The sequence below is a fragment of the Nonomuraea sp. NPDC049709 genome, from assembly GCF_040674815.1.
Lineage (GTDB): Bacteria > Actinomycetota > Actinomycetes > Streptosporangiales > Streptosporangiaceae > Nonomuraea.
This window is the reverse complement of the sequence record NZ_JBFANM010000073.1, coordinates 40536-61464: the sequence shown is the minus strand read 5'-3', so window position 1 is coordinate 61464 and position 20929 is coordinate 40536. Positions and strand designations below refer to the sequence as shown.

20 protein-coding genes and 1 riboswitch are annotated in these 20929 nt (G+C 72.2%); of the genes, 10 read left to right on the top strand and 10 right to left on the bottom strand.

Annotated elements, in window-relative coordinates:
- Positions 1-191: 191 nt before the first annotated feature.
- Entirely contained in the window at positions 192-848 is a 657-nt protein-coding gene (locus AB0J69_RS47930; RefSeq protein WP_364132486.1) for a thymidine kinase, read from the bottom strand.
- 31 nt (positions 849-879) lie between these two features.
- On the opposite strand from AB0J69_RS47930, the gene AB0J69_RS47925 reads away from it, so the two are divergent.
- Genes AB0J69_RS47925 through AB0J69_RS47915 form a run of 3 tightly spaced genes read left to right on the top strand, consistent with a single transcriptional unit; the run spans position 880 to position 5116 of the window.
- Complete coding sequence (locus tag AB0J69_RS47925; RefSeq protein WP_364132484.1) at positions 880-1308, top strand: hypothetical protein; 429 nt, start codon at positions 880-882, stop codon at positions 1306-1308.
- A 6-nt stretch (positions 1309-1314) separates the two neighbouring features.
- Entirely contained in the window at positions 1315-3315 is a 2001-nt protein-coding gene (locus tag AB0J69_RS47920) for a hydantoinase/oxoprolinase family protein (RefSeq protein WP_364132483.1), read from the top strand.
- On the top strand, positions 3308-5116 hold the full coding sequence (locus tag AB0J69_RS47915; RefSeq protein ID WP_364132481.1) for a hydantoinase B/oxoprolinase family protein: 1809 nt from the start codon (positions 3308-3310) through the stop codon (positions 5114-5116). Before AB0J69_RS47920 ends, AB0J69_RS47915 begins: the two co-directional genes overlap by 8 nt.
- Here the strand turns inward: AB0J69_RS47915 and AB0J69_RS47910 are convergent.
- Entirely contained in the window at positions 5113-5973 is an 861-nt protein-coding gene (locus tag AB0J69_RS47910) for an NAD(P)-dependent oxidoreductase (protein WP_364132479.1), read from the bottom strand. The two genes, AB0J69_RS47915 and AB0J69_RS47910, sit on opposite strands and share 4 nt — an antisense overlap.
- 116 nt (positions 5974-6089) lie before the next feature.
- Positions 6090-6199: riboswitch (guanidine-I (ykkC/yxkD leader) on the top strand.
- Between the two features lie 51 nt (positions 6200-6250).
- Here AB0J69_RS47910 and AB0J69_RS47905 point away from each other — a divergent pair.
- Genes AB0J69_RS47905 through AB0J69_RS47885 form a run of 5 tightly spaced genes read left to right on the top strand, consistent with a single transcriptional unit; the run spans position 6251 to position 10883 of the window.
- Positions 6251-7390, top strand: a complete 1140-nt coding sequence (locus tag AB0J69_RS47905; protein WP_364132478.1) for an agmatinase family protein — start codon at positions 6251-6253, stop codon at positions 7388-7390.
- Entirely contained in the window at positions 7387-8382 is a 996-nt protein-coding gene (locus tag AB0J69_RS47900; RefSeq protein WP_364132476.1) for an ABC transporter substrate-binding protein, read from the top strand. The genes AB0J69_RS47905 and AB0J69_RS47900 overlap by 4 nt, the downstream gene beginning before the upstream one ends.
- Positions 8379-9443 carry an ABC transporter permease gene (locus tag AB0J69_RS47895; protein ID WP_364132475.1) on the top strand — a complete coding sequence of 355 codons (1065 nt, stop codon included), beginning with the start codon at positions 8379-8381 and terminating at the stop codon, positions 9441-9443. Before AB0J69_RS47900 ends, AB0J69_RS47895 begins: the two co-directional genes overlap by 4 nt.
- Positions 9440-10195 carry an ABC transporter ATP-binding protein gene (locus AB0J69_RS47890; protein WP_364132474.1) on the top strand — a complete coding sequence of 252 codons (756 nt, stop codon included), beginning with the start codon at positions 9440-9442 and terminating at the stop codon, positions 10193-10195. The genes AB0J69_RS47895 and AB0J69_RS47890 overlap by 4 nt, the downstream gene beginning before the upstream one ends.
- Before the next feature lie 10 nt (positions 10196-10205).
- A complete protein-coding gene (locus AB0J69_RS47885) occupies positions 10206-10883 on the top strand; it encodes a histidine phosphatase family protein (RefSeq protein ID WP_364132473.1) in 678 nt (225 codons plus the stop codon).
- Here AB0J69_RS47885 and AB0J69_RS47880 read toward each other — a convergent pair.
- Positions 10873-11403, bottom strand: a complete 531-nt coding sequence (locus AB0J69_RS47880; RefSeq protein ID WP_364132472.1) for an AAA family ATPase — start codon at positions 11401-11403, stop codon at positions 10873-10875. The two genes, AB0J69_RS47885 and AB0J69_RS47880, sit on opposite strands and share 11 nt — an antisense overlap.
- A 78-nt stretch (positions 11404-11481) precedes the next feature.
- Here AB0J69_RS47880 and AB0J69_RS47875 point away from each other — a divergent pair, with 78 nt between their 5' ends.
- Together AB0J69_RS47875 and AB0J69_RS47870 are read left to right on the top strand one after the other, a co-directional pair.
- Entirely contained in the window at positions 11482-12639 is a 1158-nt protein-coding gene (locus AB0J69_RS47875; protein WP_364132470.1) for a CoA transferase, read from the top strand.
- 74 nt (positions 12640-12713) lie between these two features.
- Positions 12714-14213, top strand: coding sequence for a carboxyl transferase domain-containing protein (locus AB0J69_RS47870; protein ID WP_364132469.1), 1500 nt, complete (start codon positions 12714-12716; stop codon positions 14211-14213).
- Here AB0J69_RS47870 and AB0J69_RS47865 read toward each other — a convergent pair.
- From AB0J69_RS47865 to AB0J69_RS47835, 7 genes are read right to left on the bottom strand one after another with little or no spacing between them, the layout of a single operon-like run.
- Positions 14197-16131, bottom strand: coding sequence for a hypothetical protein (locus AB0J69_RS47865; protein ID WP_364132468.1), 1935 nt, complete (start codon positions 16129-16131; stop codon positions 14197-14199). The genes AB0J69_RS47870 and AB0J69_RS47865 overlap by 17 nt on opposite strands.
- Complete coding sequence (locus AB0J69_RS47860) at positions 16128-16625, bottom strand: sigma-70 family RNA polymerase sigma factor (RefSeq protein ID WP_364132467.1); 498 nt, start codon at positions 16623-16625, stop codon at positions 16128-16130. Before AB0J69_RS47860 ends, AB0J69_RS47865 begins: the two co-directional genes overlap by 4 nt.
- A gap of 34 nt (positions 16626-16659) precedes the next feature.
- A complete protein-coding gene (locus AB0J69_RS47855; protein WP_364132466.1) occupies positions 16660-17055 on the bottom strand; it encodes a hypothetical protein in 396 nt (131 codons plus the stop codon).
- The gene (locus tag AB0J69_RS47850) at positions 17052-17498 is read right to left on the bottom strand and encodes a hypothetical protein (RefSeq protein WP_364132465.1); all 447 of its coding nucleotides are present in this window, start codon (positions 17496-17498) and stop codon (positions 17052-17054) included. Before AB0J69_RS47850 ends, AB0J69_RS47855 begins: the two co-directional genes overlap by 4 nt.
- A 45-nt stretch (positions 17499-17543) precedes the next feature.
- A complete protein-coding gene (locus AB0J69_RS47845; RefSeq protein ID WP_364132463.1) occupies positions 17544-18320 on the bottom strand; it encodes a carbon-nitrogen hydrolase family protein in 777 nt (258 codons plus the stop codon).
- On the bottom strand, positions 18280-19206 hold the full coding sequence (locus AB0J69_RS47840; protein WP_364132462.1) for a DUF418 domain-containing protein: 927 nt from the start codon (positions 19204-19206) through the stop codon (positions 18280-18282). Before AB0J69_RS47840 ends, AB0J69_RS47845 begins: the two co-directional genes overlap by 41 nt.
- Complete coding sequence (locus AB0J69_RS47835; protein WP_364132461.1) at positions 19203-20924, bottom strand: alpha/beta hydrolase; 1722 nt, start codon at positions 20922-20924, stop codon at positions 19203-19205. Before AB0J69_RS47835 ends, AB0J69_RS47840 begins: the two co-directional genes overlap by 4 nt.
- Between the last annotated feature and the right edge of the window lie 5 nt (positions 20925-20929).

Genomic DNA, 20929 nt, shown 5'->3' with positions numbered 1-20929 from the left:
AGTCGACCGCACCAACCACCGCGCGAACACCACCATCAACGTCCTCACCGAACATCGGTTGACAGCAGCCCCAAGCCCTTAACTTCCCGGCATTGCGGCTAGCGGTCGCCCGCCGCCGGCCACAGGACCGGCGACAGGGCTGGTCGCAGGGTCGGCGACAGGGCCGGACACAGGGCCGGCTGCAGGTTCGGCTACAGGTTCGGCTGCAGGGCGACGGCCGTGCCTTCGCCGAGGCTGCCCGAGCGGTGGTGGCGGCGGCAGAGCACCTGATAGCGCACGTGCGCGGCGTCGGTGTCGCCGATCACCACCTGCTCGCCCGTACGCGCCATCGTCCCGCCCACGACCCGGGCGTTGAGCTGCCCGGGCCGCCCGCACCAGCACAGCACCTCGACCTGCAGCCGGCACACCTCATCGGCCAGCTCGAACAGCCGCTGCGCCGCAGGGAACATGACCGACCTGAAGTCCGAGGCGAGCCCGAACGCGTAGACGTCCACGCCGTGCTCGTCCACCAGGTCGGCGAGCTGCTCGATCTGCTCGACGGTGTAGAAGCAGGCCTCGTCGCAGATCAGGTAGTCGATGCGGTCGTGCGCCGTGACCAGCCGGACGAGGTCGAGGGAGTCCTCCACCTCGATCGCCTCCAGCCCGAGCCCTATCCGGCTGGTGATCTTCGGCCCGCCGGAGCGGTCGTGCTTGGTGAGCACCAGGCCCCGCCGGCCCTGCCGTCCGTGGTTGTAGTTCATCTGGAGCGCCAGCGTGGACTTCCCGCAATCCATGGGGCCGAAATAGAACTTCAGTACGGCATCCCTGGCACCAGACGGCACGGCAGACAAGGCAGACAGTTCGGTCACGGGGGGCCAGCTTAGTGGCTTGGCTTGTTCCATGACCTCGTGGGACATTTCTCCCCTGGAGTTACAGGAGGAATCTGTGGTCACCGACAAACCGACGTCCCCGCCGCCGGCGCTGGACGCGATGATGAAGCAGGACGACCTCACGGCGGCCCAGGCCGATGCCACCCAGTGGCGCTACGGCTTTCTCGTCGTGGTGGCGGGCATCGTCGCGGTGCTGGTCGCGTTCGGGGCCGCCGTGTTCGCCACGGGGGAGTTCGCCCCGCTGTTCGCCGGTGTGGCGGGGGTGATCGGTACCATTATCGGGGCTTACTTCGGGGTGCAGGCAGGGCAGTCGGGTAAGGCCAGGGTCGAGGCCGAGCTGGCCAGATCGCAGGAGATGGTGGTGCGGCTGGCCGCTTACGTCGGCACGACCAACGCGCCCCGCGTCATCGACGAAGTGCTCGGCCGTCGCCGAAGTTGAGGAGCCATGCGTAGCGTCCGTATCGGAGTGGATACCGGAGGAACGTTCACCGACGTCGTGGCGGTGGACGAGGAGACCGGTGAGATCCTCACCACGAAGACCCCCTCGACCCCCGCGAACCCGGCGGACGGGTTCCTCGCGGGCATCGAGAAGCTGGGCCGGCTCGACGTCGGCTCCATCGTGCACGGCACCACGGTGGCCACGAACCAGCTGCTGGAAGACCGGATCCAGAACCTCGGGTTCATCACGACCGAGGGGTTCGAGTTCATTCTGGAGATCGCCAGGCAGAGCGTGCCCGACGGCTACGGCAACTCCTACTTCTGGGTCAAGCCGCCCAGGATCGTGCCCGTGCACCTGGTGAAGACCGTCGGAGGGCGGCTCGACCACCTGGGCGCGGAGGTGCGGCCGTTCTCGGAGGAGCAGGCGGTGGAGGTGGCCCGCTGGTTCCGGGCCAAGGGGGTCACCGCGATCGGGGTCTGCTTCCTGCACTCCTACGCCAACCCGGAGCACGAGCGCCGCATGCGCGAGGTGCTGTGGCGCGAGCACCCGGAGGCGGTGATCTCGCTGTCGAGCGACGTGCTGCGCGAATACCGCGAGTACGAGCGCTCGGTCACCACCCTGGTCGACGCCGCCGTCAAGCCCGCCATGCGCAGCTACATCGCGAACCTGACCAACCGGCTCGGCATGCCGTTCTCCGTCATGAAGTCCAACGGCGGCGTCCTGTCGGCCCGCGAGGTGGTCAACCAGCCCATCACCACCGTCCTGTCCGGCCCGGCGGCGGGGGCGCTCGGCGCGGCGCTCATCGCCTCGACGGCCGGCCACCGGTCGGTGATCACCCTGGACGGCGGCGGCACCTCGACCGACGTGGCCGTGGTGATCGAGGGCGAGCCCTCCATCACCACCGAGGGCGAGGTCGGCCGCTACCCCTGCAAGATCCCGATGATCGACATCATCACGGTCGGCGCGGGCGGCGGCTCCGTCGCGTGGATCTCGCCGGAGGGCACGCTCAAGGTCGGGCCCAGGTCCGCCGGAGCCGATCCCGGCCCCCTCTGCTACGGCAAGGGCGGCACCGAGGTGACGGTGACGGACGCGCACGTGTTCCTCGGCCGGATCCCGCCGCACCTGCTCGGCGGGGAGATCCCGCTGGACGCCGACGCGGCCCGCACCGGCATCCAGGCGCTGGCCGACAAGCTCGGCCTCACCCCGGAGCGCACGGCGACCGGGATCCTGGAGATCAGCGCGTTCAACCAGAGCAACGCGATCCGGCAGCTCACCGTCAAGCGAGGGCTGGACGTGCGGGACTTCCCGCTGGTGACGTTCGGCGGGTCGGGGCCGCTGCTGGCGTGCCGGCTGATCGACATCCTCGGCCTGCCGGCCGTCGTCGTCCCGCGCGACCCGGGCAACGTCTCGGCGTTCGGACTGCTCACGGTGGACGTCAAGAACGACTACGTGCGTACGTACGTCACCCGCGACCTCTCGCTGGGCAAGGCCGTCGAGATCTTCCACGACCTGGAGCATCAGGCGGGCGAGGCCCTCGACCGGGAGGGCTTCGACGACCCGGTCTACCAGCGCAGCGCCGACCTGCGTTACTACGGCCAGGCGTACGAGGTCCGCGTCTCCGCCCCCGCCGGCGAGATCGACGAGGACTGGCAGGCGGAGGTGGTCTCGCGCTTCCACGACGCCCACGAGAAGCTGTACGGCTACGCCTACCGCGACGACCCCCGCCACGGCGTCGAATGGGTGAACCTGCGCGTCTCCGGCATCGGCCCCATCAACCGCCCCACCATCCGGCGGCTGGAGAAGGCGGGGGAGGGCGCCACCTCGGTCCGTCCCGTGCACTTCGACGAGACCCGCGACACGCCGGTCCACCAGCGTGCCGCGCTCGGCCCCGGAGCCACGGTGAAGGGCCCGGCGGTGATCGAGGAGTACGGCTCGACGATCCCCATCCACCCCGGCTTCACCGCCAAGGTCGACGAATACGGAAATGTGGAGATAAGTCGTGACTGATCCCATCCTGGTGGAGATCGTCGAAGGGACGCTGGCCTCCGTCGAGAAGGAGGTCGAGACGGCCATCGCCCGCACGGCCCGCTCGCCGATGATCCGCGACGCGCACGACTTCCGCGCGGGCATCCACGACGTACGCCTGCGCAAGCTCACCGGCCGCTCCTACAGCGCTCTCGTCCAGCCGGTCGTGCGCGACTTCCCGGTCGAGACGATGAAGCCCGGCGACGTCTACTTCCACAACGACGTCTACCTGTCGGAGGGCGGCATCGGCCACCTGCCCGACCTGTGCGTCACCGTGCCCGTCTTCCACGAGGGCTCCGTGGTGGCCTTCGTCCAGGCGTTCGGCCACCACGACGACATCGGCGGGGCCGTCCCCGGCTCCATGCCGTCGCACGCCCGCTCGGTGTTCGAGGAGGGCCTGATGGTGCCGCCGATCAAGCTGTGGGACGAGGGCGTGCCGAACGAGGCCGCGCTGCGCATCATGACCCGCAACTCCCGCATGCCCGACTCGCTGGCCGGCGACCTCGACGCCGAGTGCTCGGCCTGCCTGATGGGGGCGCGGCGGCTGGGCGAGCTGTTCGAGCGGTACGGCAAGCAGGCCGTCGAGGAGTGCTTCGACGCGATCATCGACAAGACCACCGAGACGTTCCGCAGGGAGCTGCTGGCGAAGATCCCCGAGGGGACGTACGTGTGGGAGGACTACGCCGAGCACGACGGCGTGGACGAGCCCCGGCTGCACGCCCAGCGCATCACGCTCACCGTGGACCACGCCTTGGACATGCCGCTGACGATCGACTTCACCGGCACGTCGCCGCAGGCCAAGGGGCCGATCAACCATGCGGGCGACTACTCCGACGGGGTGTTCCTGAAGAAGTGGCTGGCCCCGGTGCTGCGCAACCTGGCCGACACACCGGAGCGCATGGCGGAGCTGGACGTCAACGAGGGCGTCGTGCCGCTGATCAAGATGATCTTCCCGGAGAAGGGCACCCTGCTCACACCGGTCTTCCCCGCGCCCACCAACGCCCGCACGTTCGTCATCCTGCGCCTGCTCGGCGTCCTGGCGGGCGTCCTGGCCAAGGCCACCGGCGGCCGCATGCCCGCCGACCAGGAGACCATCCGCTACACCGGGGTCCACGGCACCGACGCCGACGGGATGCCGTACCTGATGCGCGAGGTCCTGGGCGGCGGCTCCGGCGGGCGCTGGTACGCCGACGGCGAGGACACCATCCACGTGGTGCCCGACTCGCGCAACATCCCGGTGGAGTTCGCCGAGGCGCGCTGGCCGTTCCGGGTGGAGCGGCTGGCGCTGGCCTGCGACTCGGGCGGGCCGGGGATGTACCGGGGCGGGCTCGGCTACGACAAGCACATCCGGATGTTGCGCGACGCCTCGTACATGTCGATCGCCGACCGCTCGATCCTGTCCTGCTGGGGCGTCAACGGCGGCCTGGCCGGGCGGCCCTTCCGCGTCGAGATCGCGGGCAAGGAGATGGAAGGGCTGGTGGACGACCACCCGGTGCAGGCGGGCGAGGTGATCAGGATCCGCACGACCGGGGGCGGCGGCTGGGGCTCCCCGTACGACCGCGACCCCCGGGCGGTGGCGGCCGACGTACGCGACGGGAAGGTGTCGATCGCCGGCGCGCTGGGCGACTACGGCGTGGTCCTCGACGGGGACCGCATCGACGAGCAGGGCACGGCCGAGCTGCGCGCCCGCCTGCGGCCCCCGGCCGACCGCTTCTTCGACCGGGGGCCCGGCTACGCCAAGCTGTCGGGCGGGCGCTCCTTCGCGGAGGTCGACCAGCTCTAGAAGCTCGCGAAATAGGTGGCCGCCATGTCCTCGTCGCCGTGGCCGCTGGCCTCGGCGCGGCGGAAGCGCTCACCCGCGGCGGCCACCAGGTCCAGGCTGACCCCGGCCGACTCGGCCGCCGCCGTGATCAGCCGGGTGTCCTTCTCGGCGTTGCGCACGGTGAAGCTGGGCGTGAAGTCGCCCTCCAGGATGGCCTTCGACTTGGCCTGGAAGTAGGCGTTGTCCATCGGCCCGCCGGTGACCACCTGCCGCACCAGGTCGGGGTCCAGCCCGAGGGCCTGGGCCAGGGAGAGCGCCTCGGCCACGACGGCGGTCAGCGAGATGCCGAGGCTCACCGTGGCCATCTTGAGCTTGGTGCCGGCACCGTCCGCGCCGTCCTCGCCGAGCCAGAGCGTACGCTGGCCGAGCGCGCCGAAGACCGGCTCCAGCGCCTGCCTGGCCGCCTGCGGGCCGGCCGCGAGGATGACCAGCTTGCCCTGCTCGGCGGGCTGGCGAGTGCCCTGCACCGGGGCGTCCACGAACGTCAGCCCATGATCGTCCGCCAGCGCGGCCAGCCGACCGACCGCCTCGATGCCGACCGTGCTCATCTGCGCCCACACCTGGCCGGGCCGGAGTCCGGCGGCGGCGCCGGAGACCGCGTCGTGCACGGCGTCGCCGTCGCTGAGCATCGTGACGATCACGTCCGCGCCCTCGACCGCCTCGGCCGGGGAGCCCGCGACCACCGCGCCGTCCGCCTCCAGGGGCTGGGCCTTCTCCCTGCTGCGGTTCCACACCTTGACCTGCATGCCGGACCTGACGAGGTTGCGCGCCATCGGCGCGCCCATGAGCCCGGTTCCGAGAACTGCGACAGCACTCATGAGACGACCCTATGTGCGCCGGCCCGGCGCGCGGCGGCCGGGGTAAGCGGACTGGAACAGGCTGTTAACCCCGGGGAAACACCGCGGGAGTCCACTGAGGGGGACTCACCGAGAGCGTGAGGCGCACCTAGGGTTCCGCCGGTCACGGGTCTGGTCCGAGAGGTGCAGGCGGCCCCGTCGCACCCACCCCGGGGCCGCTCCACGGCGGGACAAAAGCCCGGGAGGTCAGCCACAGCCTGGCTGCCTTCCGGCCGGGCCTGGATCATTCGGAGCTCGAATGCACTGGCACCCCCGCAAGCCGCACGACGACTACGGACCCGAGGCCCGCTTCGCCGTCGAACGCGAGGCCGAGCTGCCCACCACCGGCTGGGACCGCGAGGTGGCCCGGGGCCTGGAGCTGGGCCTGCCCGGCGCCGACTCCATCGTGGACCGGCGCATCCCCACCTTCTCGCGCGGGGAGCTGCCGCACTTCGCCGGGATCAACACCTTCCTCAAGGCCCCGTACATCGAGGACGTCCGCACGTGCGGCGACTACGACGTGGCCGTGCTGGGGGCGCCGTTCGACGGCGGCACCACGTACCGCCCGGGCACCCGGTTCGGGCCGCAGGGCATCCGCCGCATCTCCGCCCTGTACGGCCCCTACAGCTTCGAGCTCGGCGTGGACCTGCGCGAGTCGATCACCATCGCCGACCTCGGCGACGTCTTCACCATCCCGGCCAACATCGAGAAGACCTTCGACCAGATCTCCAAGGCCGTCTCCCACGTGTACGCCAGCGGCGCCTTCCCCGTCGTGCTCGGCGGCGACCACTCGATCGGCTACCCGACCGTACGCGGGGTCGCCGAGCACCTGTCGGGCAACCTGGGGATCATCCACTTCGACCGGCACGTGGACACCCAGGAGACCGACCTGGACGAGCGCATGCACACCACGCCCTGGTTCCACGCCACCGACCTGCCGAACGTGCCGCCGGCCAACCTCGTGCAGATCGGCATCGGCGGCTGGCAGGCGCCCAGGCCGGGCGTGAAGGTCGGGCGCGAGCGCGGCACCACGATCATGACCGTCACCGACTGCGTCGAGATGGGCATCGAGGCCGCCGCCGAGCGGGCCCTGGAGGTGGCCTGGCGCGGCGCGGAGGCGGTGTGGCTGTCGTTCGACGTGGACTGCCTGGACGCCGCGTTCGTGCCGGGCACGGGGTGGCCGGAGCCGGGCGGGTTCCTGCCGCGGGAGGTGCTCAAGTTCATCCAGCTCATCGCCGACGCCGCGCCGCTGGCCGGGATCGAGGTGGTCGAGTGCAGCCCGCCGTACGACAACGCCGAGATCACCTCGCTCATCGCCACCCGCGTCATCTGCGACACGCTCGGCTGCCTGGTCCGCTCCGGGCACCTGCCGAAGAAGGGAAAGGAGGCCGCCTCATGATCCGCCGGCCCGTGCTCGCCGCCGTGCTCGCCGCCCTGCTGCTGACCTGTTCGGCAGCGTGCGGCGGAGCGCCGTCCGCGCCTTCCGCCGCCCCCTCGGACAAGGCCGTCACCCTGGGCTTCTCCGCCTGGCCAGGCTGGTTCCCGTGGCAGGTGGCCCAGGAGAAGGGGCTGTTCGCCAGGAACGGGGTGCAGGTCGAGCTGAAATACTTCGACAGCTACACCGACAGCCTCACCGCCCTGGCCACCGGCAACATCGACGCCAACAGCCAGACCCTGAACGACACGCTGGCCTCCGTCTCCGGTGGCGCGCGGCAGACCGTGGTGCTGGTGAACGACAACTCCACCGGAAACGACCAGATCATCGCCCGGCCCGGCATCACGTCGGTGGCCCAGCTGAAAGGCCGGACGGTCGCGGCCGAGCAGGGCACCGTGGACCACTACCTGCTGCTGCTCGCCCTGCGCAAGGCGGGGCTCACGCCGGCCGACGTCACGTTCAAGCCGCTGCCCACGGACGCGGCGGCGGCCGCCTTCAAGGCGGGGCAGGTGGACGCGGTCGGGGTGTTCGCGCCGTTCACGACCACCGCGCTGGAGCTGCCGGGGTCCGCGGCGATCGCCACCTCCAAGGACTTCCCCGGGGCCATCCCCGACCATCTCGTGGTGTCGCGCACGCTCGCCTCATCGCGGCCCGAGGTGGTGCAGGGGCTGGTGAAGACCTGGTTCGACACGGTGGCCTGGATCGGCGCGAACAAGGCCGAGGCTCGTACGATCATGGCCAGGCGGGCGGGGGTGAGCGAGCAGGACTACGCCGAGTACGACGCCGGCACCACGATCTTCTCGCTGGCGGACAACCGGGAGGCGTTCGGCTCGGGCAGCCTGGAACGGCAGGCCAAGGAGATCGCCGCCTTCCTCACGGAGTCGGGCCTGGCGGACACAGCGCCCTCCCTGGACGGGCTCCTCGACCCGCGCTTCGTCCAGGGAGTGTCCTCATGACGGGCCCACCCCCGCGCACCACCCCGGCACCGGCGACCGGCCTGCCGGAGGGCACGGCCTGGCCCGCGGGGGCGGCCGGGGTTCCCGGCGGCGCGCCCGGGGAGCGCGCGGCGTGGCCGCCGCTGCCCAAGCGCGCTCCTCGCGGCGGAAGCGCCGACGGCGGCTCCCGTAGTGGCTCCGGTGGCGGCTCCAGGGACGGCTCCGGCAGCGGGCTGCTGCCGGGACGTCTGGGGGCGGCCATCCAGGTCGCCCGCCTGCTGCGCCGCCGCTCGGCGGGCGCCGCGCCGGGGCGGTGGCGGGGGAGGGGCTTGCCGGGGAAGGCGCGGTGGGCGTTGCGGGCGGTGGCGGTCGTCGTACCCCTGGGCGTCTGGGCGGTGGTCAGCTCCCTGGGCGTCGTCGATCCGACGTTCCTGCCGTCCCCGGCGGCCGTTGCCGGGGCGTTCGCCGAGATGGCCGCGAGCGGGCAGCTGCTGTCCGACACCGCCGCCAGCCTGGGCCGGGTGGCTGCCGGGTTCGGCCTGGCGGTGGCGATCTCGGTGCCGCTGGGGATGGCCATGGGCACGTCCCAGGTCGCCCTGGCGCTGCTCGAACCCGTGATCGGGATGCTGAGATACCTTCCGGCGTCCGCGTTCATCCCGTTGCTCATCATCTGGCTGGGCCTCGGCGAGCCGTCCAAGATCGCGATTCTGGTCATCGGGGTCGTGTTCTTCAACACGCTCATGACCGCCGACGCCGTCCGCGCGGTGCCAGGCGAGCTGCGCAAGGCCGCCGCCACGCTCGGAGCGACGGGCGGGGAGGTGCTGCGGAAGGTCGTGTGGCCGTACGCGCTGCCCGGCATGCTGGACGCGATGCGCGTCAACGCCGCCGCCGCGTGGAACTTCGTGGTCGTCGCCGAGCTCATCGCCGCCGAGTCCGGGCTCGGCTACCGGATCGTCCGCGCCCAGCGCTTCCTCCAGACCGACCGCATCTTCGCCGTGCTCGTCCTGATCGGCCTCATCGGCCTGGCCATCGACGTCGGGCTGCGCCTGGCCAGGGCCAGGGTCGGGAGGTGGGCGGCGTGACGCTCGTGCTGCGTGACGTGGTCAAGGAGTACGCGGGACGCCGGGTGCTCGACGGCATCGGCCTGGAGGTCGGCCGCGGCGACTTCCTGTGCATCGTCGGGGCCAGCGGCTCAGGCAAGTCGACGCTGCTCAATCTGATCGCCGGCCTGGAGCCGGGCACCGGCGGGGCGATCGAGCTCGACGGCGACCCGGTGACCGGGCCGGGCCCGGAGCGGGGGCTGGTGTTCCAGTCGGGGGCGCTGTTCCCGTTCCTCTCCGTCGCCGAGAACGTCGGGTTCGGGCTGCGCCTGCTGCCCCTGCCCGCCGCCGAGCGGCGCCGCCGTGTCGAGTGGTACCTGTCGGAGGTGGGCCTGCTGCCGCTCGCGAACGCCCTGCCCAAGGAGCTGTCGGGCGGGCAGCGGCAGCGGGTGGCGATCGCCCGCGCCCTGGCCTGCGAGCCGTCCGTACTGCTGCTCGACGAGCCGTTCGGCGCCCTCGACGTGCAGACCAAGGAGGACATGCAGGTGTTCCTGCACCAGGTCTGGCAGGACACCGGAGCCACCGTGCTCATGGTCACCCATGACGTGGAGGAGGCGGTCCTGCTCGGCCGCCGCGTGATCGTGCTGGCCTCGCACCCGGGCCGGGTCGCGGCCGAGCTGCCGGTGCCGCTGCCCGCCCGCCGCGAGCTCGCGCTGAAGCGGACCCCGGAGTTCCTCGCCCTGCGCGCCCGCGTCGAGGATCTCGTCAGGGGGCACGCGGCCGGGCGCGTGTGAGGATGGGCACATGGGACCTGCGTGGATCATGGCGGTACGGCACGGGGAGAGCGAGTCCAACCTCGCCTACCGGGAGGCCGGCGCGACCCCGCTGGTCTACGAGCGCGGCGACGACGAGGTGACGCTGACGGAGCTGGGCAGGACACAGGCGGCGGCGCTCGGCCGGCTGCTGGCCGCCCTGCCCCGGGACGAGGCGCCGGAGCTGGTGTGGTGCTCGCCCTACCTGCGCGCGCTCGACACGTGGAAGCTCGCCCACGAGACCTGGGGCGTGGACCCGCTGCCCGTCACCGTGGACGAGCGCCTGCGGGACCAGGAGGCGGGCGAGTTCGCCCGCTACAACCTGGCGGCGATCGCGGAGCGTTTCCCCGGGGAGCTGGCCCGCCGGGAGGCCGAGGGCGCCTACGCCTACCGGCCGCCGCGCGGCGAGTCGCTCGCGGACGTCGTGGCCCGCCTGCGCGACTTCCGGCGCGACCTGGACGGGCGCGCGGACGGGCGGCGGGTGCTGATCGTCGCCCACGACTCGGTGGTGCTCGGCCTGCGCCACGTCATCGCCGGCGGCCCGGACGCGGAGCTGGCCGCCGTGCTGGACTTCGCGCCGGTGCTCAACGCCTCGGTGTCCGTCTGGCGCACCGGCGGCACGGGGTTCGAGCTCGTACGGTTCAACGACGTCGCGCACCTCACGTCGTGATGACCAGGTCGGCCCGGTCGCGCGTGCGGTCCGCCGCGAACCACGCCCGCTCCGCCGCGAACCACTCCCGCCACCGGGGCTCCAGCTCGGGCCCGTCCCGCTCCAGCACGCGCCGCAGGCGGACCGGCTCGGCGGCCTCCACCCACACGGTGTACGCCAGCAGCCCCGCCACCGAGGCCCGCGCCGTGCCGACACCCTCGATGACCAGGACCGGCGCCGGCGGCACGGCCACCTGCTCGGCGTACGTCCCGCGCACCCAGTCGTACCTGCGGAAACCTCCGGGTCGCCCCGCCTGGAGAGGCCGCAGCACCTGCGACTCCAGCGCGTGGAACCAGCCGCCCGGACCCTCCTCCCACGGCACGGGGAAGTCGTCGCTGTGGATCACCTGGCAGCACAGCTCCGCCGCCAGCCGCCGCGCGAACGTCGTCTTGCCCGACCCGGCGGGGCCGTCCACGGCCACCAGCCGCACCGGGCCGCACGACGGCGGCAGATCCCGGATGCGGACGGGCAGGTCATTCACCGGACCCAGGGTAGATGACGGAGGGTGGACGCCTGAGAGAATGTGCTTTCGCCCCGAACGCAAGTAGGAGGTTGGATCTTGCTCGGACCCCTCGGTGACATCGTCGTGCTCGATCTGTCCAGGGCCCTGGCGGGGCCGCACGCCGCTCAGATGCTCGGTGACCTGGGTGCTCGGGTGATCAAGGTCGAGCATCCGGACGGGGGTGACGAGTCGCGTGGCTGGGGACCGCCGTTCGTCGGGCCGGATCACGATATTTCGACTTATTTCTTGGCAGCCAACCGCAACAAGCAGTCGATCGCCGTCGACCTGAAGTCCGGCGAGGGCAAGCAGCTCATCGAGCGTCTCGTACGCCAGAGCGACGTCCTCATCGAGAACTTCCGCACCGGCGTGCTCGACCGTCTGGGCTTCTCCGTCGAGCGCCTGCACGAGCTCAACCCCCGCCTGGTCATCCTGTCGATCACCGGCTTCGGCCACGACGGGCCCGAAGGGGGCCGCCCGGGCTACGACCAGATCGCCCAGGGCGAGGGCGGCCTGATGTCGCTGACCGGCCCGTCACCCGACGAGCCCTACCGCGTCGGCGCCTCCATCGCCGACCTGCTGGCCGGCATCCACGGCGCCTACGGCGTGGCCGGCGCCCTCTACGAGCGCGAGCGCACGGGCCGCGGCCGGGTCGTGCGCACCTCGCTGCTGGCCGCGATCACCGGCGTGCACTCCTACCACGGCACCGCCTGGACGGTCGGCGGCAAGGTGCCCGCCGCGGGCGGCAACCACCACGCCTCCATCGCCCCCTACGGCGCCTTCCACTGCGCCGACGGCATGCTGCAGATCGCCGCCGCGAACGAGGGCCAGTGGCGCAAGGTCGCCGCGCTCCTCGACATCGACCCCGGCCAGCCGCGCTACGCCACGAACCGGGACAGGTTCGCCCACCGGGACGAGCTGATCGCGGACATGGAGAAGGCCCTCGGCGGCCACGACCGCGCCCACTGGCTGGCCCGGCTGGGCGAGGCCGGCGTGCCCGCGGGCGCGATCAGATCGCTCGACGAGGTCTACGCCTGGGACCAGACCCGCTCGCAGGGCCTGGTGGTCGAGGTGGAGCACCCGGTGCTCGGGAAGATCGAGCTGCCCGGGCCGCCGCTGCGGTTCGACGGCCTCACCGGCGTCGAGCACACCGCGCCACCCGCACTCGGCCAGGACGGCGACGATGTGCTCGCCTGGCTGGAGGAGCGCGAACGATGATCGCTCACAGGTGGCACCGGCCGGGGCGCTCGTGCGTCAACATTGCATCGTCGGCAGACATCTAGGGAGCGATAGTGAGCCGTCCGGACGCGCGCACACTGATCGAAACGGTCCTCGACCGGGGGTCGTGGAAGTCGTGGGACGCGCCGCCCGCGGATCCGGCCGAGCCCGGCTCCTCCTACGCCGACGAGCTGGCCGCGGCCCGCGTCAAGTCCGGCTACGACGAGGCCGTGATCACCGGTGAGGGGCTGCTCGACGGCCGCAGGGTGGCCATCGCGGCGTGCGAGTTCTCGTTCATGGCGGGCTCGATCGGGGTGGCGGCGGCCGAGCGGTTCGTGGCCGCGGTCGAGCGGGCCACCCGCGAGCGGCTGCCGCTGCTGGCCGCGCCGGCGTCGGGCGGGACGCGGATGCAGGAGGGGGCGCTGGCGTTCGTCCAGATGGTGAAGATCACCGCCGCGATCCAGGCGCACCGGGCGGTCGGCCTGCCCTACCTGGTCTACCTGCGGCATCCGACGACAGGCGGGGTGTTCGCGTCGTGGGGGTCGCTCGGCCACGTCACGGCGGCCGAGCCCGAGGCGCTCATCGGGTTCCTGGGGCCGCGGGTGTTCGAGTCGCTGCACGGCTACGCCTTCCCCGAGGGCGTGCAGGTCTCGGAGAACCTGCACCGCAAGGGCCTGCTCGACGCGGTGGTCTCGGCCGAGCAGGCGCGGGAGGTCGCGATCAGGGCGCTGTCCGTGCTGGCCGCCGACCGGTCCGGCATCGTGGCCGGGGAGCCGCCGGAGGAGGACCTGCGGCCCGTGGAGGCGTGGGAGGCGATCACCCGCTCGCGCCGTGACGACCGGCCCGGCGTACGCACGCTGCTCAAGCTCGCCGCCTCCGACGTGACCCCGCTGAGTGGCACCGGCGAGGGCGAGAACGAGCCGGGCCTGCTGCTCGCGCTGGCCAGGTTCGGCACCGCGCCGGCCGTGGTGCTGGGCCAGGACCGGCGGCTCCAGCGCACCAACTCCCCGCTCGGCCCGGCCGGGCTGCGGGTGGCCAGGCGCGGCATGCGGCTGGCCGCCGAGCTCGGCCTGCCCCTGATCACCGTGGTCGACACGGCCGGGGCGGACCTGTCGAAGGCGGCCGAGGAGGGCGGGCTGGCCGCCGAGATCGCCCGCTGCCTGGCCGAGCTGGTCATGCTTGACGCGCCGACCGTCTGCCTGCTGCTCGGAGAGGGCGCGGGCGGCGCGGCGCTGGCGCTGCTGCCCGCCGACCGGGTGTTGTGCGCGCAGCACGCCTGGTTGTCGCCCCTGCCGCCGGAGGGCGCCTCCGCGATCCTCTACCGGTCGGTCGACTTCGCGCCCGAGATCGCCCAGGCGCAGCGCATCCGCGCCACCGACCTGCGGCGTGACGGCATCGTCGACCGCGTCATCCCCGAGCTGCCCGATGCCGCCTACGAGCCGAGGCAGTTCTGCGAGCGGGTGGGGCGCGCGCTGGAGCACGAGATCGCCAACCTGCTGGAGGTGAGCCCGGCGGACCGTTTCGCGGCCCGCCAGGCCCGCTACCGCAACCTCGGGTCTATTTCCTCCGCGTGACGGGGCCGTCCTGCCACAGCTTCTCGCCGTCGGCGCCGTACCCCGTGATGACCATTCCGGCCGAGAGGTCGCCGCCCTCGGGCGCCGGGGCCGCGAACAGCACCACGCCCTGTCCCCACTGGTCGGGTACGGCCTCGGCGGTCGTGGTGAGGCCGTTCGCCGTGACCAGCTTGATCGTGGCCGTGCCGGCCCTGGCGTAGCCGTACCAGGTGCCGGCGCCGTGGGCCCAGTACAACGGCCGGTCGGGGCCGAGCAGGTCGCTCAGCCGCTCGCCGGGCAGCGGCCCGGGGAGCGACGCGGACGGCTCGCCGTTCTCGAAGAAGGCCATGCAGCTCGGCTCGACCACGAGGGCGGTCACGCCCGCGGGCAGGGCCTGGCGGCCGGCCTCGGTCGTCACGGCCTTGCGCCCGCAGCCCTTGTTCGTCTCCGGGAACCGCTCGACCTGCCCGTCCTTCTTCCGCACGGAGAAGCCCCCGAGCACCACGTCGCCGGTCGGGATCGTGACGTGCCAGATCGGGGCCGGGGTGCCCGTCCCGCGCAGGATCTCGGCCCGGATCCGGCGCTGGTCCGACAGGACGGCCTCGACCGACTCCCAGCTCTCATGGACCGCCCCGACGTAGGTGACGGAGCCGGGCTCCGGCAGGTATCTGATCGCCTTGAGGGGGAAGAGCGAGCCTTCCGAGGTGCCCTGGCAGCTCGTGCCGCCCCAGGGCGTCACGCCCCCGCTCTGGCAGAGCGTGAGCATGTCGTCGCCGAAGCTGGTGAACCAGACCCGCACCGGGCCGCCGGGGCCCTCGGTGCCCGGCAGCGTCATCATCTCCCCGATCGGCGGGGTGTCCTCCAGCCGGTCCCGGTTCGCGTCGTCCTGGCGCCAGACCTGCGCGCCGGAGGCGTCGTAGGCGACGATGTCGTGGCGGGCCTGCCGGTCGCCGGTCGGATGCTCGGCCGCGAACAGCGCGACGCCCAGGCCCCACGGATCGGGCCGCGTCTCGATGCCGGCCGTGAGCCCGCCGTCGAAGGCCACCTCGATCCTGGCGACGTCCGCACGGGCGAGCCCCATGATCACGTTCTCCTCCATGCGCAGATCCACCGGCTGTCGCAGCGCGCCCGCCGGCGTCGAGCTGAGCTCCGCGCCGTGCCGGGTCCAGGACACCTCCGTGCCCTCCTTCGTCGCGTGCGGTCGCGCGGTGACCCCCGCGGGCAGGTCCAGGGCCGCGCCGGCGGCCTTGCTGCGCTCCGGCGGCATCAGCGGGTCGCGCGACCGCCGGCCGAGGGCCCTGCCCCGGTCGTCCGCGATCTCGATCTTGGACATGGCGTGCCGGGCCGGATAGGTCACGGTCCAGATCCGGTACGGGGCCCCGGACGGCCGCAGCACCGTGCCGGAGAACGTCTGCCCGTCCGCCGCGACGCCGGTGACCCCGCCGATGCCCTGCACCGCCACGCCCCAGTCCATCGCGGTCTCCGCCCCGTCCCGCAGCGTGCTGCCGGTGAACCAGGCCTCGGTGTTCAGCTCGTTCGGGACGGGCGTGCACCCCCCGTACGGCTCCGCGTCCGCCCGCTCCACCACGAAGCACAGCTCGGGATAGCCCAGCCGCGCCCTGGCGAACCAGAGCCGCAGCGGCCTGCCCTCGGTCGGGTTGTCCACGGTCAGCTGCTCGCCGGCGGCGGTCCTGTCCCGCATGAGCCCCTGGTAGATCGTGTCGGGGTCGTTCGCGGTGTTCCGGCCCAGCCCCCCGTCGAGCAGGACGGGAACGAACACGGCCAGCAGCGCCACCGGCAGCGCGGCCAGCACCAGGCGGGCGGCCGTCCGGCCACGCGGCCTGCGGTCGCGTACGCGGGCCCAGGCGTGCGGGCTCGCCTCGAACGTGCTCGCGCGGGCGTCGAACGCGGCCCGCAGGCGCTCTTCCAGGTCGTTCACCGGTCCTCCTCCTGCAGCGCCTTGCCCAGGGCCGCCAGGGCCCGGCTGGCGTGGGTCTTCACCGAGCCGGGCGAGACGCCCATGGCCTCGGCTATCTCGCGTTCCGTCAGGTCCAGCCAGTAGCGCAGGACGAGGGCCTCGCGCTGGCGGCGCGGCAGGCGGTCCACGGCCGCCAGCAGCTCGCGGTGCTCCTCGGAGACGAGGACGGCGTGCTCGCTGCTGCGGGCGGGCTCAGGGGGGTCGGGGCGGCGCAGTCGTACGAGCCTGAGGTGGCGCAGGCGGTTGCGGGTGAGGTTGCAGACGGTCGCGCGCAGGTAGGCCAGCGCCGACCCGTCGTCGCGCAACCGTCTGGTGTGCAGCCGGGCGAACGCCTCCTGGGCGATGTCCTCGGGGTCGTCCGCGCCGAGCAGTCCGGCCAGGCGTACCAGGGAGTGGTACTGGGCCGCGAACAACTCGGCGAACGACGGCTGCGCCATGGTCGCTGTTTCGGTCACATCCCTAGAGACACGCGGAGACGCCCGCGGTTGACTAGGGAACCGGAATCCGTTCGACGCGGATCGAGAAGACCTCCTCGCGGGGCACCACGACCTCGTAGGCGCCGTGGTCGACCATCCAGTAGCCCAGCGCCTCGGCCTTCATCCCGCTGTGGCCGGTGTAGGCGATGTGCAGCCCGTCGTCGTCCTCGTCGAGCACGATGCACGGCTCGCCGCCGAACGCGCCCACCGTGCGGACCAGCACCAGCCACTCCACCTGCGACCTGGGCACGATCCGCCGCCAGTAGCCGGCGGCGGCCTCGAACCCCTCCAGCTCCGTCTCGCTGAACAGCACCACCTGGTCGTTGTCCGGGCCGAGGGCGGCGGGCAGGGTGTGCTCGCCGAAGCGGGCGACGAAGCCGGAGGCGACCGGCACGATCTCGTCGTTCATGCGGCGGGCCGCCAGGTCAGCCCGTCGTAGTCGGCGAAGGAGCGCTCGCCGTCGGCCGTCACGTGGATGATCTCAGCCCCCGCCGGGATCGGCATCGGGACGGTGTGGAACTGCGGCACGACATGCTCCGACGACGTGGTGAACCCGTTGCCGGCGAACGGCGGCGCGTCGCTCCAGTCGCCCCCCATGTGGGGTCCGTACGGCACCGCGTAGGTGTCGACGTCACGGGCATACCAGCGCATCATGTAGACCTCGGGCACCTCGGCGAACAGCTCGGACCCGTCGAAGGACAGGTCGAGCCCGTAGTAGAGCGCCTCCGGCGTGGTCAACCGGACGCAGTCCTGCACCCGGTAGACGTAGCCCGAGATGACCGTGCGCTTGCCCGACAGGTATGGCACGAGCAGACGCGGCGGGACCACCTTCTGCATCTGCGTTCCGCTCACGGTTCTACTTTACGATCGCTTGACCCCGGGATGGACCGTGCGAGACTACAGGACGCGATGTTCGAGGCACGGCAGGGTCGCCCTGGCCGTGGCGGTCCACTCGTCGTCGACCTCCACGACCCGCACGCCGGGGCCGGTGCCCAGGTCGCTGCGGACCACGCCCAGCGGATCGACCAGCATGCTGCGGCCCACCCCGAACCCGTCCGACGACTCGGCCGGGTTGGGCGCCTGGCCGACGGCGGCGGTCCACATCGTGTTCTCCAGCGCCCGCGCCCTGACCAGGGTCACCCAGTGGTCCTCCTTGAGCGGCCCCGAGCCCCAGGCGGCGATCACCGCGAACAGCTCCGCCCCCTTGTCGACCAGCGCCCTGGTCAGCTCGGGGAAGCGGATGTCGTAGCAGGTGACCAGCCCGACCCGGACGCCGGCCAGCTCCACCACCGTGGGCTCCGCGCCGGGCGCGACCAGGTCGGACTCCTTCGCGCCGAACGAGTCGAACAGGTGGATCTTCCGGTACGCCGCCTTCAGCGCCCCCTGGCCGTCGATGGCCACGGCCGTGTTGTGCACCCGATCCTCGCCGGGCTCGAACACCCCGGCGATCACCGCCGTCCCGTGCTCGCGGGCGGCCTCGGCCAGCCCGGACACGAACGGCCCGTCCAGCGGCTCGGCCAGGCCCGTGATGCGCCTGCCGTAGCGGGTGAGCGTGGCCTCCGGGAAGATCGCCAGATCGGCTCCCGCGGAGGCGGCGAGCGCCTCCCTGACCCTCTTGAGGTTCACCGAGGGGTCAGGGGACACCGGGATCTGGCAGAGGGCGATTCTGGTCACGGACCGACTCTAGCCGGTTGGGCACCACTCGAAACCGGGTCAGGCACCGCCAGATCCACTCAAGGGGACCGTAGCGGAATCTCGTCAGCCACCACCGGCTGAACAGGTACTGCACGAGCAGGGTGAGCGCCGCCACCGCGACCACGGACCACCGGGTCGGGTCGGCGTTCAGCAGCGGCGTGACCAGGACGATCACCGCGGTGCCGGAGACGTAGTTGGTCAGCGCCGTCTTGCCCAGCGGCTCCAGCACCGCCGACAGGCCCGGCCGCAGGAGGAGCACCAGGCCCAGCGAGTACGCCGCCGCGCCCGCCAGGGCCGCCACACTGTAGACGGTCCAGTTGCCCGTACTGGCCGAGGCGGCGCTCAGCAGCGCGGTGGCCAGCGCGGCGACCGCGAACCCGGGCAGCAGCAGCGACCTGGGCGGCCGCAACCGCCACACCCCCATGCCGATGAGGAGCAGCCCGGGGATCAGCATCGCCCCGCCGCCCACCTGGGGCAGCAGCGCCCACGCCGTCGCCACCAGGCCGAGCAGCAGCACCGGCAGGCCGCCGGGCAGGAACGAGGCGGGCAGCAGCGCCACCGCCCCCCAGAAGGCGTAGTCGGTCAGCACCTCGCCCTCGTAGAACGAGTGCTGGACCTTCCCGATGCAGAACAGCCAGAACAGCCTGCTCAGCAGCGCCCAGCGGCTGTTGCCGCGCAGGAACAGCAGGAAGCTGATGCCGAACAGCATCGAGAAGATCGGATAGAACCGGCTCTGGAACAGCGTCTCGATCGGCAGGTCCAGCGCGACCGGCGGCTCCTTGTCGGTGTGCTGCCAGGTGTTGACCAGCATGATGCCGCCCACCGCGAAGCCGCGTAGGGCGTCGAGCTCACGGATGCGTGTCAAAGGAGCCAGGTGAACCACCATACGAGGAATCCGCCGCTGATGACGGCCGCCGCGATCTGCGGCCATCTGCGTTCGTGGAAGAGCGCCGCGGCGGTCAGTACGGCCGAGGCCACCGCGAGCCAGGTGTAGAGCCCGGTCGTCCCCGGGAGGCCGACGGCCAGGGCGGTCTCGTTCCGGCTCGCCATCGTGTTGACGGACTCGGCGATCAGGCCGGCGAACGCCACGCCGGTCAGCCCGCCGTACGCGGCCAGGGCCCGGCCTTTCAGCGCGGCCGTGACGAGCTGGGCCAGGGAGGCGAGCGCGAACAGGGCGAAGGGCGCGGCCAGCCACGGGGACCGGGAGATCGCGTACGGCGCCGCCGTCACGTGCAGGTCGGCCGCGCGGAAGGGGGCAGGGAGGGTGCTCGTCGAGCAGGGGGTGATGAACGTGGCGGCGGGATCGGCGACGAACTCGGCGATCTTCTGGCGGGCGCAGTCACTGGCCAGGAAGACGGCGTGGGAGGTGCGGAACTGGTCGAAGCGGGCACTCGGGAGGGCTTTGGCGGCCGGTTCGGCGGTTCTGAGGGGGGTGGTGGGGTCGTACCGGCCGCCGAGCACGTAGACGGGGGCCTTGGTGGTGGCGTTCACGGGCTTCGCCTTGGGGAGCTGCCAGGCGTCACACACCTCTTTATCCGTATTTATGGTGAAAAGTCGGGATTTGGTGGTGAAGGTGTTGAACGGGACCTCGTCCTGGCACTGCACCGCGTGATACAGCCCGAACTCGTGCGACGCCAGCCCCTCGCCCGCGGCGTCCGCCAGTGGCCGCAGCAGCTCGTCGTTCCCGCTGGCCAGCGCGCTCACCAGCGCGGGCGCCACCGCGGTCACCTCCGCGTCCTGCAGCGCCTCCGCCAGGATCGTGGCCACGTCGTCACCGCTCATCCGGGCCGTGAACTCCCGGCCGAGCAGCGGATCCAGCACGGGGACGCGCGCGGGCGTCCGGTTCAGCCGCGCGACCATGGCCTCGAAAGGCTCGCGCACGCCCAGCCGCGCCATGGCGTCGGTCAGGTTCCGGTCGAAGTCGTCGTACCAGCTGACGCTCTCGGGCAGGTAGGAGTCCAGCACCACCGACCGAACCCCCTCCGGGTCGGCCGCGGCCACGTCCACCATGACCCTGGTGGAGTAGCTGACGCCGAACAGGTTCCACTTCGCGTAGCCGAGCTCCTCGCGTAACGCGACCACGTCGGCCGCGATCTCCTTCGTGTTGTATCCCCGCAGGTCGATGCCCTGCTCCCGGAGCCGGTCGCGGCACCGGTTCGCGGCGGCGGCCAGGCCGTCGGACGGGGCCGCGGGCTGCGGCCGCAACCGGCCCAGCATGGCCTGGGCGGTCTCGGGGCAGGCCAGCGCCGGCTGGGAGTACCTGCTCCCGCGCTGCTCGACGGTCACCACGTCCCGGTCGGGGAACATCAGGCTCAGGAACGCGGTGAGCTGCATCGAGGCCGAGGCGGGGCCGCCGCTCATGTACACGACCGGGTCCGGCTTGCGGTTCGCGGCGGTCGAGAGGCGCACGGCGTAGCCGACCCTGATCTTCCGCTCCGGGGCGTCCCTGCGCTCGGGAACCTCGAGGAAACCGCAGCTCGTACGGGCGGGCATGGGGACCGGGCAGGGCCCGGCAGCGGCCTGGCTCGGGGTCATGACGGGAGGCGCGGACAGGGCGAGGGCGAGCACGACCCGAATGATCACGGGGA

Excerpts from the sequence above, each read along its gene's own strand:
- AB0J69_RS47900 (WP_364132476.1), top strand. The coding sequence starts at position 7,387 with ATGATCCGCCGGCCCGTGCTCGCCGCCGTGCTCGCCGCCCTGCTGCTG.
- AB0J69_RS47920 (WP_364132483.1), top strand. The coding sequence starts at position 1,315 with ATGCGTAGCGTCCGTATCGGAGTGGATACCGGAGGAACGTTCACCGAC.
- AB0J69_RS47925 (WP_364132484.1), top strand. The coding sequence starts at position 880 with ATGACCTCGTGGGACATTTCTCCCCTGGAGTTACAGGAGGAATCTGTG.
- AB0J69_RS47885 (WP_364132473.1), top strand. The coding sequence starts at position 10,206 with ATGGGACCTGCGTGGATCATGGCGGTACGGCACGGGGAGAGCGAGTCC.
- AB0J69_RS47895 (WP_364132475.1), top strand. The coding sequence starts at position 8,379 with ATGACGGGCCCACCCCCGCGCACCACCCCGGCACCGGCGACCGGCCTG.
- AB0J69_RS47855 (WP_364132466.1), bottom strand. The coding sequence starts at position 17,055 with ATGAACGACGAGATCGTGCCGGTCGCCTCCGGCTTCGTCGCCCGCTTC.
- AB0J69_RS47905 (WP_364132478.1), top strand. The coding sequence starts at position 6,251 with ATGCACTGGCACCCCCGCAAGCCGCACGACGACTACGGACCCGAGGCC.
- AB0J69_RS47910 (WP_364132479.1), bottom strand. The coding sequence starts at position 5,973 with ATGAGTGCTGTCGCAGTTCTCGGAACCGGGCTCATGGGCGCGCCGATG.